This is a genomic window from Rhodococcus sp. B10, from assembly GCF_011770055.1.
Lineage (GTDB): Bacteria > Actinomycetota > Actinomycetes > Mycobacteriales > Mycobacteriaceae > Rhodococcoides > Rhodococcoides kyotonensis_B.
The window spans coordinates 90386-104124 of sequence record NZ_JAAFYV010000010.1 but is presented as its reverse complement, the minus strand read 5'-3'; the positions used below and the strand labels follow the sequence as shown (position 1 = coordinate 104124).

Genomic DNA, 13739 nt, shown 5'->3' with positions numbered 1-13739 from the left:
CCGGTCGACGGCGTTCGGGTGGTTCGCCGCCTGGCAGAATGGTCACTCGTGTCTGCACGTGGAAAGTTGTCGTCCGGTCTCGTCGGAGCCGGTCTGTTGGTCGTCGACAAAGGTCAGGGAGTGACGAGTCACGACGTGGTGGCGTCGTGCCGCAAGCTGTTGAACACGCGCAAGGTCGGGCACGCGGGCACGCTCGATCCGATGGCGACCGGTGTCCTGGTTCTCGGTGTCGAGCGGGCGACGAAGATGCTGGGCCTGCTCGCGCTCACGACGAAGGCGTACACGGCGACCATTCGCCTCGGTCGGACAACGACCACCGACGACGCCGAGGGAGACACACTCGCCGACGTCGACGCGTCCGCGGTCACGGACGACGCCATCGCCGCCGAGATCGCGCGGTTGACCGGTGACATCGAGCAGGTGCCGTCGAGTGTGAGCGCGATCAAGGTCGACGGTCAGCGTGCTCACAAGCTCGTTCGAGCGGGCGAGGAATTCACGATCCCTGCTCGACGCGTCAGCGTGACTCGCTTCGACGTGGTCGCCCGACGGGACGTCGAGGACGGCGGTTTCGTGGATCTCGACGTCGAGGTGGTTTGCTCGTCGGGAACCTACGTGCGCGCCTTGGCGCGGGATCTCGGTGCGGCACTCGGAGTCGGTGGCCATCTGACGGCGTTGCGCCGGACGAGGGTCGGCCCGTTCACGCTGGACCACGCTCGCACGCTCGAACAGTTGGCGGACGAGCCCGGAGTGAGTCTGGACATCGACGAGGCAGCGCGAACGGCGTTCCCGCACAGGCAGATCGATGCTGCGGAGGCCGAGTCGATCAGTCAGGGACGGTGGCTCGACCCGATCGGTATGCCCGGCGTCTACGCCGCGATCGACCCGAGCGGACACACGATCGCGCTGCTGCAGGAGAAGGGCAAGCGGGCCAGCTCGGTCATGGTCGTCCGCCCGGCAACCCTGCGCGGGCTGTAGCTAGGACGGAACCATCCAGATCGCCTCGGCCGCACGCTGTCCGAGATCGATCGCGTTGTTGCTCGGTTGGCCGAGTTCGATGGCGACGGTACCTGCATAGTCCCGTCGCTCGACCACTGTGATCGACAGATCGAGCTTGATCCCGACGGAGTCGAAGTAGCGCAGCATCGCCGGATCCGAATCCGAGATGCGAGCGACTCGCCCACGCTGACCGTCCGTGTACTCGCTCAGACGCGTCGCCTCGGGGGAGGAGATCGCACCGTCGACCGACGGAATCGGGTCCCCGTGTGGATCTCGTTGCGGGAAGCCCAGTTTCGCATCGATACGCGCCATCATCAGATCGGACACGGCATGTTCGAGGATCTCGGCTTCGTCGTGCACCTCGTCCCATCCATAGCCGAGTTCTCGGACGAGGAAGGTCTCGATGAGGCGATGCCGACGAACCATCGCGACCGCTGCGGTGCGTCCGCGATCGGTCAACGAAATCGCGCCGTAGCGCGCGTGATCGACCATTCCTTGGTCGGCGAGCTTGCGGATCGCTTCCGAGACGGTCGACGCCGACACCCCGATACGTTCGGACAACATCTTCGTGCTGACCGCTTCCTCGCTCCACTCGCTGGCGGTCCAGATGACCTTCAGATAGTCCTGCGCGACGGCGGACAACTGCACGTCGTCGGCCGTGCCGGGCTCATCGGTTCGTTCCACCACGGCACCGAGCTTAGGCAATCGCATCCGAAATGACACGTCGCCGCCTGAGCCGACGCGTCACCATTCCCTGCGTCGGGCTGAACAGATACGCCAGCGTGAACGCGATTCCCTGCGCGAGCACGACGGTGCCGCCGGACGAGACGTCGAGATAGAAACTGACGTAGATGCCGACGACGGCGCAGGCGACGCCGATGCTCGGGGCGAGAACCAGCATGCGGCCGAACCGATGCGTGAGCAGATAGGCCGTCGCGCCCGGAGTGATGAGCATGGCAACGACGAGGATGACGCCGACGGCCTGAAGCGCGACGACGGTCGTGAGCGCAAGCAGCGTCAGCATCAGACCCGACACGACGGTCGGCGAGATGCCCACCGCGCGGGCCTGCGTCCGGTCGAACGCGAACAACGTGAAGTCCCGACGCTTGGCGACCATCACGGCGAGCGCGATTCCGCCCAGCACGAGGACCTGCCACATGTCTCCTTGCGACACGCCGAGCAGGTTGCCGAACAAGATGTGGTTCAGGTCGATCTGGCTCGGAAACTTCGACACCAGAACGACGCCGAGCGCGAACAGCGTCGTGAACACGACGCCGATGGCCGCGTCCTCCTTGACCAGTGTCGTATTGCGGACGAGCCCGATCGTGCCGACCGCGACGAGGGCGAACAGCAGCGCGCCGATCGCGAACGGAGCACCGAGCAGATACGACAGCGCGACGCCCGGCAGTACCGCATGCGAGACGGCGTCGCCCATCAGTGACCAGCCGATCAGTACGAGCCAGCAGCTGAGCACGGCGCACACGACGGACGCCACGACGGTCACGAGGAGTGCGCGTCGAATGAACGTGTACTGCAACGGTTCTACGAGGAAATCGATCAGGTACATGTCAACTCTTCTCGGTGACGGACGTGCGCAGCGGGTCCATTCCGAACGCCAACGCCAGGTTCTCCGGACGCAGCACGTCCCGCGGCGTTCCGTGCATCAGCACTCGTTGCTGCAGCAGCACTGCTTCGTCGCACAGATCGGGGAGGCCGTGCAGGTCGTGCGTCGACACGAGCACCGACGCGCCCGCCGACGTCAATTCGCGAAGCAGCCGCGTGATGGTCGACTCCGTCCGCTTGTCGACACCCGCGAACGGTTCGTCGAGCAACAACAGCGCGGCTTCCTGCGCGATGGCCCGTGCGACGAACGCGCGTTTGCGCTGTCCGCCCGACAGCTGGCCGATCTGCCGGTCGGCCAGCTCGGTCAGTTCGACGCGATCGAGAGCCTCGGCCACCGCGCGACGGTCCTGTGCGCGCGGCGATCGCATCCAGTTCTGCTTTCCGTAACGGCCCATCATGACGACTTCCTGCACGCTGATCGGGAACGTCCAGTCGACGGATTCGCTCTGCGGGACGTAGCTGACGGTTCCGGACTTGCGTGCGTCGACAGGCGGGCCGCCGAAGATGCGGATGGATCCGGAGTCCGGGCGTACGACGCCCATGATCGCCTTGAAGAGCGTCGACTTGCCGGATCCGTTCATCCCGACCAGGCCGCATATGCGGCCCGGCTGGAGTGTCAGGGACGCGTCGACCAGGGCGGTGACGTCGCGGTAGCGGACGCCGACTCCGGCGACGTCCAACGCGGGTGATGACGTGTTCATCGGTCCTTCCCCAGTAGTGCGTCGGTGATGATTCGTGCGTCGTAGGTGAGCAGATCGAGGTAGGTCGGTACCGGTCCGCCGTCCTCGCTCAGCGAGTCGACGAAGAGTTTGCCGCCGAACTCTGCGCCCGTGTCCTCGGCCACCTGGAGCTGCGCCTTGTCGGACACCGTCGACTCGCAGAAGACGGCAGGAACGTCGTTCTGTTTCACGAAGTCGATCGCGGCGACCACCTGTTTGGGCGTACCTTCCTGTTCCGCGTTGACAGGCCACAGGTAGGCCTCGCGTAGGTCGAAGTCGCGGGCCAGGTAGCCGAACGCGCCCTCGCACGACACGAGCGCGCGTTGGTGCGGCGGCAGTTCGTCGAGGTCGGTCCGCAGTTCCTCGCCCACCGCCCGTAGTCGTGCCGTGTAGTCCTCGGCGTTGCGGCGATAGTCGTCGCCGTGCACCGGATCCAGCCGGACGAAGGCGTCGGCGATGTTCTTCACGTACGTCTCGGCGGCCACCGGTGACATCCACGCGTGCGGATTCACCTTGCCGGCATAGGCGTCGGAACGGATGTAGACCGGCTCGACGCCGTCGCTGACGACGGCGTGTGGAGCGGGAACACGCTCGACGAACTTCTCGAACCACGCTTCGAGGCCGAGACCGTTGTCCAGAATCAGCGCCGCCCGCTCGGCAGTGCGCAGGTCGCCCGGCGTGGGTTCGTAACCGTGGATCTCCGCGCCCGCCTTGGTGATCGACTGCACGTCGAGATGCTCGCCTGCGACGTTGCGTGCCATGTCCGCCAGAACCGTGAACGTCGTCAGGACGAGCGGCCTGGCGTCGCCCGTGAACTCCGCATCGGTCTCGCCGACCGACCGCGCACAGCCGCCGAGCACGCCGACGCACAGCACCGTCGCTGCGAGCATGCGAAGAAATAAGTTCGGCACACCGAAATCTTTGCACCGGCTGTGAACGTTTGTCCACCTGTGTCGCATGAGACGTCCGATCCGGAAGTGACCCGACGGCACTCGGCCCGTAGGCTCTGACTCGTGCAGAGATGGCGAGGTCTCGACGATGTACCTGCCGACTGGGGTCGTTGTGTTCTCACGATCGGCGTATTCGATGGCGTGCACCGCGGTCACGCCCAACTGATCACCCGGGCGGTGAAGTCGGCGAAGGAACGTGGAATACCCAGCGTTCTCATGACTTTCGACCCACACCCGATGGAAGTGGTTCGGCCCGGATCGCATCCGGCGCAACTGACCACACTCACCAGGCGAGCCGAGCTCGCGGAAGAACTCGGCATCGACGTCTTCTGTGTCATGCCGTTCACCCCCGAGCTCATGAAGCTGACGCCCGAGCGCTACGTCCACGAAATCCTCGTGGAGAGACTGCATGTCGCCGAGGTCGTCGTGGGCGAGAACTTCACGTACGGCAAGAAAGCGCTCGGCAACGTCGCCTTGCTCCGGAAGATTGGTGAACGGGCCGGCTTCGCGGTCGACGGCGTCAACCTGTTGGCCGAACATGCGGTGACGTTCTCGTCCACCTACATCCGATCGTGCGTCGACGCAGGCGATGTCGCTGCGGCCGCCGCGGCGCTCGGTCGGCCGCACCGGGTGGAAGGCGTCGTCGTCCACGGCGACGGGCGCGGCAGGCAGCTGGGATACCCGACGGCCAACGTCGCCCCGCCCATGTATTCGGCCATCCCGGCCGACGGCGTCTACGCGGCCTGGTTCACGGTGCTCGGCCCCGGCCCGATCATGGGAACCGTCACACCGGGGGAGCGTCATCGCGCCGCGGTGTCCGTCGGTACCAATCCCACGTTCTCGGGTCGCACGAGGACCGTCGAGGCGTTCGTTCTCGACAGCGACGGAGACCTGTACGGGCAGCACGTCGCCGTCGACTTCGTCGAACGACTGCGCGGGATGGAGAAATTCGACTCGATCGACGACCTGATCGAGGAGATGGGTCGTGACTCGGACCGCGCACGCGCGGCGCTGACCGAACAGACGTCCTGGTAGGATACTTCCTCGGCGCATGCTGCGGTCCGCGGTGGCTGCGTCCGGTTCGATCCAGGTGATCGAACTTCCTTGCACGCGGACGTCAGTGAGATGGAGTAGTACCAGTGGCATTGACCACCGAAGAGAAGAAGGCAGTACTCAGCGAGTACGGCCTGCACCCGACCGACACCGGTTCGCCCGAGGCTCAGGTCGCGATGCTCACCAAGCGCATCACCGACCTCACCGAGCACCTGAAGAAGCACAAGCACGACCACCACTCCCGCCGCGGCTTGCTGCTGCTGGTCGGTCGTCGTCGCCGTCTTCTGAAGTACGTCGCGAAGGTGGACGTCACCCGTTACCGTTCGCTCATCGAGCGTCTGGGACTGCGTCGCTAGTTTCGGCGCCGACGCGCCCGTACGATGGGCGGTCATCGAAATATCGCAGTAGCCAACGAGGCAGTGCATAGACTGTTCCTCGTTGGCTATCTGTGTTGGCAGGGCCGGCAAGACCCGCGGGCACATGGGTGCTCGCACATCGCCGTGCACGCTCCTCGACGACGTGGTGTCGGTCTTCGGTAGTGGCCTGTCGGAGGGTTCGCCCATCCGACGGGCTTCGATCGACGGCCGCCTCCGCTCGCAGACGATTCGGCCACGCGAAGAGGACATGGGTTCCTTCACGGACCGGACGAGGCTGGGCACGGCAAAGACGAGAGGACGAGAAGAAAAGACATGACAGAAACCACCACCGTAGACGTCGAAGAGGGCGTCTACGAAGCAACCGCCGTCATCGACAACGGCACCTACGGCAAGCGCAGCATCCGTTTCGAGACCGGCCGCCTCGCGCAGCAGGCTTCCGGAGCAGTCGCCGCCTACCTCGACGAAGACACCATGCTTCTGTCCGCCACGTCGGCGGGCAAGAGCCCTCGCGAAGGATTCGACTTCTTCCCGCTGACGGTCGACGTCGAAGAGCGCATGTACGCGGCAGGACGTATTCCCGGATCGTTCTTCCGCCGCGAAGGTCGTCCGTCGACCGACGCGATCCTGACCTGCCGCCTCATCGACCGGCCGCTGCGTCCGACGTTCGTCGACGGACTGCGCAACGAGATCCAGGTCGTCATCACGGTCCTGAGCCTCAACCCCGCCGACTTGTACGACGTCGTCGCGATCAACGCGGCCTCGGCGTCGACGCAGATCGCCGGCCTGCCGTTCTCCGGCCCCATCGGTGGCGTGCGGGTTGCGCTCATCGACGGCCAGTGGGTTGCGTTCCCGACCGTCGAGCAGCTCGAGAAGGCCGTGTTCAACATGGTCGTCGCGGGCCGCATCGTGTCCGGTTCGGGTGCCGACGCCGACGTCGCCATCATGATGGTCGAGGCCGAGGCCACCGAGAACGTCATCGACCTGATCGAGGCCGGTGCGGTCGCGCCGAACGAGACCATCGTCGCCGAGGGACTCGAGGCGTCGAAGCCGTTCATCGCTGCGCTGTGCACCGCGCAGCAGGAACTCGCTGCCAAGGCGTCGAAGCCCACCGGTGACTTCCCGCTGTTCCCGGCGTACCAGTCGGACGTGTTCGACGCGGTCGCCGCAGCGGCGCAGATCCCGCTGTCGCAGGCTCTGACCATCGCGGGCAAGGCCGAGCGCGAGAGCAAGCTCGACGAGGTCAAGGCTCAGGTTCTCGAGCAGGTCTCCGACCAGTTCGAAGGTCGCGAAAAGGAGATCGGCGCGGCGTTCCGTGCACTCACCAAGAAGTCGGTCCGCCAGCGCATCCTGACCGACCACTTCCGCATCGACGGCCGCGGTGTCACCGACATCCGTTCCCTGTCGGCCGAGGTCGCGATCATTCCGCGCACCCACGGAAGCGCACTGTTCGAGCGCGGCGAGACGCAGATCCTCGGCGTCACCACGCTCGACATGGTCAAGATGGCACAGCAGGTCGACTCGCTCGGACCGGAGACGTCCAAGCGGTACATGCACCACTACAACTTCCCGCCGTACTCCACCGGTGAGACGGGACGCGTCGGATCGCCGAAGCGTCGTGAGATCGGTCACGGTGCGCTCGCCGAGCGTGCGCTCCTGCCGGTGCTCCCGAGCCAGGCCGACTTCCCGTACGCGATCCGCCAGGTGTCCGAGGCGCTGAGCTCCAACGGCTCCACGTCGATGGGTTCGGTGTGTGCATCGACGCTGTCGCTGCTCAACGCCGGTGTGCCGCTGCGTGCTCCGGTCGCCGGTATCGCCATGGGTCTGGTGTCCGACGAGGTCGACGGCGAAACCCGTTACGTCGCACTGACCGACATCCTCGGCGCCGAGGATGCCTTCGGCGACATGGACTTCAAGGTCGCGGGCACCAAGGACTTCGTCACGGCTCTCCAGCTCGACACGAAGCTCGACGGAATTCCGTCGCAGGTTCTCGCCGGCGCACTGTCGCAGGCCAAGGACGCGCGCACGACCATTCTCGAGGTCATGGCCGAGGCCATCGACACGCCCGACGAGATGAGCCCGTACGCACCTCGCGTCACCGCGATCAAGGTCCCGGTCGACAAGATCGGTGAGGTCATCGGACCCAAGGGCAAGATGATCAACTCCATCACCGAGGAGACCGGCGCCAACATCTCGATCGAAGATGACGGCACCGTCTACGTCGGTGCAGCGGACGGCCCGTCCGCACAGGCCGCGATCGACAAGATCAACGCCATCGCCAACCCGCAGCTGCCGAAGGTCGGCGAGCGTTTCCTCGGAACCGTCGTCAAGACAACGGCTTTCGGTGCATTCGTCTCGCTCCTGCCCGGACGCGACGGCTTGGTGCACATTTCCAAGCTCGGCGGCGGCAAGCGCATCAACAAGGTCGAGGACGTCGTCAGCGTCGGCTCGAAGCTGCGCGTGGAGATCGCCGACATCGACAACCGCGGCAAGATCAGCCTCGTCCCCGTCGAGGACGAGAACGCTGCTCCTGCAGCGGACGCGCCCGCCGAAGCATCTGCCGAGGCCAGCGCTGAGTAAGAAGCACCAGAGCCGAACGGTACGTTCCCTCGGGACGTACCGTTCGGCCGTTTCGGATCACATCGAGCAGGGCGTGCAGCGCACCACCCTGCCCGGTGGCCTACGCGTCGTCACCGAATTCGTGCCCGGCGTGCGCTCCGCATCCGTCGGAGTGTGGGTCGGCGTCGGCTCGCGTGACGAACAACCGAGCGTCGCCGGGGCCGCGCACTTCCTGGAGCATCTGCTCTTCAAGTCGACCCCGACACGTACCGCCCTCGACATCGCACAGGTCATGGACGGCGTCGGCGGTGAACTGAATGCGTTCACCTCCAAGGAGAGCACGTGCTTCTACGCGCACGTGCTCGACGACGACCTTCCTCTCGCGATCGATCTGGTCAGCGACGTGGTCCTGCGAGGGCGTTGTCGCACAGCGGATGTCGACATCGAGCGCCAAGTCGTACTCGAGGAGATCTCGATGCGCGACGACGATCCCGAAGATCTGCTGGGTGATCTGTTCCTCGAGGCCATGTTCGGCGACCACCCGATCGGACGGCCGGTCATCGGCACCGTCGAGTCGATCGAGGACATGACGCGGGCGCAGATTCGTTCCTTCCACGTACGGCGCTACACGCCCGACCGGATGGTCGTGGCGGTCGCGGGCAACGTCGACCACAAGCACGTGGTGTCGTTGGTCAGGCGGGCATTCGCCGGCATGCTGGCCAGGGGAGTCAAGCCGGCGCCGCGCCGCGAGGGTTCGATTCGATTGCGCAGCAGGCCGGAACTGCGGTTCGAGAAGCGCGACAGCGAGCAGGCGCACCTGTCGCTCGGTGTCCGTGCCTTCGGCCGTCACGAAGGTCACCGCTGGGCGTTGTCGGTGTTGAACGCCGCTGTGGGAGGCGGGCTTTCGTCTCGGCTCTTCCAGGAGATCCGTGAAGAACGCGGACTGGCCTACTCGGTCTACTCGTCGGTGGACACCTTCTCCGACTCGGGCGCGTTCTCGGTGTACGCCGGGTGCCAGCCCGAGAATCTCGCGGAAGTCACCACGGTGATCCGCGAGGTGCTCGCCGACGTGGCGGCCGAGGGAATCACCGAGGACGAATGCGCCCGAGCGAAGGGCTCACTACGCGGCGGACTCGTTCTGGGACTGGAGGATTCGGGCTCCCGGATGAACCGCATCGGCCGCAGCGAACTCAACTACGGCAATCATCGCGACGTGTCGCACACGTTGGCTCGTATCGACGCGGTCACCGTGGACGAGGTTCGTGACGTCGCCCAGGTGCTGCTGACGCGGCCCTTCGGTGCCGCCGTCGTCGGGCCGTTCAAGAGTGCTCGTCAGCTACCTGCGTCGGTCAAATCGCTCGTGGGTTGAGCCGAGCCGACCATCGACGCGACCGTCGCCTCCACGAGGGCGGTCGCGTCGATCGAGGCCGCTTGAACCGTGGTCAGCTCTTCCGGCCGAACAGTAGCTTCCACGGCACCAGCGCCGATTCGAGCTGGACGTACAGGCTCATCTTCGACTCACCGTCGTTGCGCTCCTCGAACCGGATCGGCGTTTCGGCGATCTTCAGTCCGTGACGGACGGTGCGGTAGTTCATCTCCACCTGGAAGGCGTATCCGTTGCTCTCGACGGATGCGACGTCGATGGTGCGGAGCGTCTTCGCGTGCCAGGCCTTGAAGCCTGCGGTCGCGTCCTTGACCTTCAACCGCAGAATGGCGTTGACGTAGAAGTTCGCCCACGCGGACAGAGCCTTGCGATGCCACGGCCAATCGCTCGCCAGCGCGCCACCGGGGACGTAGCGGGACCCGAGGACGACGGCAGCGTCGGTTGTCGTCAGCGTGTCGACCATCGTCGGAATGACCTCGGTCGGGTGGGACAGGTCGGCATCCATCTGGACGACGATGTCCGCGCCGTCGTCGAGCGCCCGCGTCATGCCTGCGACGTAGGCACGGCCCAGGCCGTTCTTCTCGGTGCGATGCAGAACCGTCACCGGAATGGGCCCGGTCTCGGCGAGCTCGTCGGCGATCTTTCCGGTGCCGTCGGGCGAGTTGTCGTCCACCACCAGAACGTGCAGGTTCTCGAGATCGAGATCCGCCAGCAACCCGACGAGCTTGGGCAGGTTCTCGCGTTCGTTGTACGTGGGTACGACGACGGTCGTCTTCGGGGCGCCGTTCGGAAAAGTCACGCTCGTATGATCCGTGATCGGGTAGCGAGAACCAAATAACGGACGGTGCTACGTCGTAACGACCGACGTTTCACCAGCTCGTGAGGGTCGCCCGGGTGCTCGTCATGTTGCACACGTCACATTGTCGTCGCCCGCTGACACAGGGTCATGGCGCGTGCTGCGACGTCGTGGTCTCGTACGGGGATGGCCCCTCCGGTGGCCCGAGGATTTGACGCACGACAAGTGTTGCCACAGCAGCAAGTATCGCGACCGCGACGACCACAGCGACCACGATCAGAAGGCCTCTCGGCCCTCCGAAGAGGTTGTTCGAACTCATGGCACCATCATGAGCCATCGCCGGGTAGTCCGAGGCATCGGGCCGACTGGCCGTCCACCCCGTCGACGACGACGGAATCGCCTCCGAGCCGCTTCGCTTCGTACATCGCGGAGTCGGCCTGGTGGAGCATCTCGGTCAGGCATGCCGCGGTGTCACGGGCTGGAATCGGGCGGTAGTGAACGCCGATGCTGGTCGTGGTCAGGCCGGCGGGGTTGCAGTCCGGGACCGCGCGACGCAATCGATCGGCGGCGTCGAGTGCCGTCGACAGGGGACCGGCAACGATGGCGACGAATTCTTCCCCGCCGGTCCGTGCGGTGACGGCGGGCAACGGGAAGACGGTGGCGATGGTGTGCGCGGTACGTCGCAACACGTCGTCGCCGTAGCGGTGGCCGTGGCGATCGTTGACGGCTTTGAAGTCGTCGAGGTCGACGACGATTGCTGCAACGCCGACGGCAACATCGGTGAAAAGAGCGACGGCCGTCTCCAGCCCTCGGCGGTTGTGAAGGCCTGTCAGTGGATCGAAGTGTGCGACGGCGGCATCTCGACGAAGAAACACCAGAAGCGACTGCGTCAGGATGGGCGACGACACCAGAACGAGAACCAACACGACCAAGTAACCCGTGTATTGGGCGAAGTACGCATCCGGTTCCGATACAGCACGGACGTACAGGACTGCACAGACGAGCATCGTCCACACTTGATGTCCGACGAACACCTTGGCGCTGTGAAACGCAGCAATGTAGTTACCGGCGACCCCGAGCAGAGCCGCGCACGGCAGGATGGCCGTCGGACCGTCGAGGAGGATCAGAACACTGGCCACACCGACATCCGCGTACACCACGAACGCGAGCGACCAGTTGTACGACGGGAACGCACCTCTGATCCACGCGTAGCCGACGAACAGTGTCGTGGCTGCGATGGCGATCAAGACCCATCGAGCGTGACCGATGTGCGCCGCGTAGGGGGTCAGCAGGGCGAGTGTGCACGCGAGACCGTACATCCAGCAGTACACGCCGATGAGGTAGCCCGTGACTCGAATGATCGGGTGGGACAGCGTGTAGTCGACGGTCCACGCGTAATCCGATGGTTCCGACCACCATTGACGCATCGAACCCATCGACAAAGAACCTCTGTACTCCCCGACCGCGTGTGTTGAGGGGTATTCAATCAGAACTGCGGACCGCGCGGTTCGAAACCGGGGTTCGACGGCCGTCGGACTTTAGCAACCCGGCGCGTCGACGGTTCTGAATCATGTGCGGCGAATTGGACGCGATCACGTGAGAACAGGCCGTGTGCGGTCAGGGTTTTTCCAAGAATGTAGAAGCGGTTCGCCCTGCTCGGATCGATTCAGAGGCCGGGCTGCCTGTGCGAGGGGCTTGTGATCCAGTTCTCAACGGACTATGAATATGTCAAGACATACGTACAAGGGAACCCCCCGCACGCGAACGATTGGATCGAACAGCACCTCCGGCACACACTCGGAAGCGGCCTCGGTCGGGCGAACGCATGCGAATCAGATTGGATCATCGATGACCCAGAGTGACGGATCGGCCGGTGCAGTTCTGCCACCGGATACAGCAGGCAAGCACAGTCATCGGCTAGGCATCATCGCCGTCATCGCGACCTTCGGCGGATTGCTCTTCGGTTACGACACCGGCGTGATCAACGGAGCCCTCGAGCCGCTGAAGGACGACCTCGACCTCACCTCGTTCACCGAGGGCTTCGTCGTCAGTATCTTGATCTTCGGTGCGGCGATCGGCGCACTCGTCGGCGGCCGCCTGTCCGACAAACACGGACGTCGTCACAACATTCTGCTGCTTGCGATCGTGTTCATGGTCGGAACGCTCGGCTGCGTACTGGCGCCGAACTGGGAGACCCTCGCCGTCTTCCGCTTCATCCTCGGCCTTGCAGTCGGTGGCGCATCGGCGACAGTGCCCGTCTATCTGTCCGAGATCTCGCCCGTCGAACGCCGCGGTAGCGTGGTCACGCGCAACGAGGTCATGATCGTCAGCGGCCAGTTCGCTGCCTTCGTCATCAACGCGATCATCTTCAACATCTGGGGCGAACACGAATCGGTCTGGCGCTTCATGCTGCTGGTCGCCGTCGCGCCTGCGATCGTGCTGTTCATCGGAATGCTCCGCATGCCGGAGAGCCCGCGTTGGCTGGTCCTGCAGGGTCGTGATGCCGAAGCCCTCGAGGTCCTGAAGCAGGTGCGGTCCGAGGAGCGGGCCGAGGCCGAGATGGCCGAAGTGCATCGCCTCGCCGAGGAGGAGAAGCTGTCCAAGACCGGCGGTGCCACCGATCTGTCGGTCCGCTGGATCCGTCGTCTGATCTTCATCGGCGTCGGACTCGGTGTCTTTCAACAGTTCACCGGCATCAACTCGGTGATGTACTACGGCACGCAGCTGCTCGGTGATGCAGGGTTCTCGTCCAGTGCAGCGATCATCGCCAATACCCTCAACGGTCTCTTCAGCGTTCTCGGAATCACTGTCGGTCTCTACCTCATGAACAAGGTCGACCGTCGCAAGATGCTCATCGGTGGTTTCGCACTGACGACGACGTTCCACCTCCTCGTCGGTCTGTCTGCGCTGTTCCTGCCGGACGGCACCGTCAAGGCGTACTTCATTCTCGTGTTCGTCGTTCTGTTCGTCTTCTGCATGCAGGGCACGATCGGGCCGCTGGTGTGGCTCATGCTGGCCGAGATCTTCCCGCTCAAGATTCGCAGCTTCGCCATCGGCGTCTGTGTCTTCGCTCTGTGGATCGCCAATGCTGCTGTCGCACTGCTGTTCCCGCCAGTGGTGGGTGCACTCGGTATTGCTCCCACGTTCTTCATCTTCGTCGTACTCGGCATTCTGGCGTTGATCTTCATCGTGACGCAGGTGCCCGAGACACGCGGCCATTCGCTGGAGGAGCTCGAAGAGCGGTTCCGCAGGGAATACTCGTAAAAGTTCGACGACCGAGAAAGG

At 64.6% G+C, this 13739-nt stretch carries 13 protein-coding genes; 6 read left to right on the top strand and 7 right to left on the bottom strand.

The genetic code is table 11. The features are described from left to right. Positions 1-48: 48 nt before the first annotated feature. Positions 49-975 carry a tRNA pseudouridine(55) synthase TruB gene (gene truB, locus RhoFasB10_RS09120; protein ID WP_068429181.1) on the top strand — a complete coding sequence of 309 codons (927 nt, stop codon included), beginning with the start codon at positions 49-51 and terminating at the stop codon, positions 973-975. Here the strand turns inward: truB and RhoFasB10_RS09115 are convergent, their stop codons facing one another. Genes RhoFasB10_RS09115 through RhoFasB10_RS09100 form a run of 4 tightly spaced genes read right to left on the bottom strand, consistent with a single transcriptional unit; the run spans position 976 to position 4228 of the window. Next, positions 976-1683 (bottom strand): metal-dependent transcriptional regulator, encoded by a 708-nt coding sequence (locus RhoFasB10_RS09115; RefSeq protein WP_068428761.1) that lies wholly within the window; start codon positions 1681-1683, stop codon positions 976-978. It abuts the gene before it with no gap. 10 nt (positions 1684-1693) lie between these two features. Then, positions 1694-2563, bottom strand: a complete 870-nt coding sequence (locus RhoFasB10_RS09110) for a metal ABC transporter permease (protein ID WP_068428763.1) — start codon at positions 2561-2563, stop codon at positions 1694-1696. Between the two features lies 1 nt (position 2564). Further along, on the bottom strand, positions 2565-3320 hold the full coding sequence (locus RhoFasB10_RS09105) for a metal ABC transporter ATP-binding protein (RefSeq protein WP_068428766.1): 756 nt from the start codon (positions 3318-3320) through the stop codon (positions 2565-2567). Then, positions 3317-4228 carry a metal ABC transporter substrate-binding protein gene (locus RhoFasB10_RS09100; protein WP_174551456.1) on the bottom strand — a complete coding sequence of 304 codons (912 nt, stop codon included), beginning with the start codon at positions 4226-4228 and terminating at the stop codon, positions 3317-3319. Before RhoFasB10_RS09100 ends, RhoFasB10_RS09105 begins: the two co-directional genes overlap by 4 nt. Positions 4229-4351: 123 nt before the next feature. Here RhoFasB10_RS09100 and RhoFasB10_RS09095 point away from each other — a divergent pair, with 123 nt between their 5' ends. From RhoFasB10_RS09095 to RhoFasB10_RS09080, 4 genes are all read left to right on the top strand, one after another. After that, entirely contained in the window at positions 4352-5323 is a 972-nt protein-coding gene (locus RhoFasB10_RS09095; RefSeq protein ID WP_068428773.1) for a bifunctional riboflavin kinase/FAD synthetase, read from the top strand. A 104-nt stretch (positions 5324-5427) separates the two neighbouring features. Then, positions 5428-5697, top strand: coding sequence for a 30S ribosomal protein S15 (gene rpsO / locus RhoFasB10_RS09090; protein ID WP_068428774.1), 270 nt, complete (start codon positions 5428-5430; stop codon positions 5695-5697). A 333-nt stretch (positions 5698-6030) separates the two neighbouring features. Next, complete coding sequence (locus RhoFasB10_RS09085; protein WP_068428775.1) at positions 6031-8295, top strand: polyribonucleotide nucleotidyltransferase; 2265 nt, start codon at positions 6031-6033, stop codon at positions 8293-8295. Between the two features lie 61 nt (positions 8296-8356). Beyond that, positions 8357-9643 (top strand): pitrilysin family protein, encoded by a 1287-nt coding sequence (locus RhoFasB10_RS09080; protein WP_068429185.1) that lies wholly within the window; start codon positions 8357-8359, stop codon positions 9641-9643. 73 nt (positions 9644-9716) lie between these two features. Here RhoFasB10_RS09080 and RhoFasB10_RS09075 read toward each other — a convergent pair whose 3' ends face one another. From RhoFasB10_RS09075 to RhoFasB10_RS09065, 3 genes are all read right to left on the bottom strand, one after another. Further along, positions 9717-10457: a polyprenol monophosphomannose synthase gene (locus tag RhoFasB10_RS09075; RefSeq protein WP_068428776.1), complete on the bottom strand. Its 741-nt coding sequence runs from the start codon at positions 10455-10457 to the stop codon at positions 9717-9719. Between the two features lie 145 nt (positions 10458-10602). Next, the gene (locus RhoFasB10_RS09070; RefSeq protein ID WP_167676120.1) at positions 10603-10773 is read right to left on the bottom strand and encodes a hypothetical protein; all 171 of its coding nucleotides are present in this window, start codon (positions 10771-10773) and stop codon (positions 10603-10605) included. A 7-nt stretch (positions 10774-10780) separates the two neighbouring features. Continuing rightward, positions 10781-11890, bottom strand: a complete 1110-nt coding sequence (locus RhoFasB10_RS09065; RefSeq protein WP_167676118.1) for a GGDEF domain-containing protein — start codon at positions 11888-11890, stop codon at positions 10781-10783. Between the two features lie 412 nt (positions 11891-12302). Between RhoFasB10_RS09065 and RhoFasB10_RS09060 the strand changes: the two genes are divergently transcribed. After that, entirely contained in the window at positions 12303-13718 is a 1416-nt protein-coding gene (locus RhoFasB10_RS09060; RefSeq protein ID WP_068428780.1) for a sugar porter family MFS transporter, read from the top strand. Positions 13719-13739 lie beyond the last annotated feature (21 nt).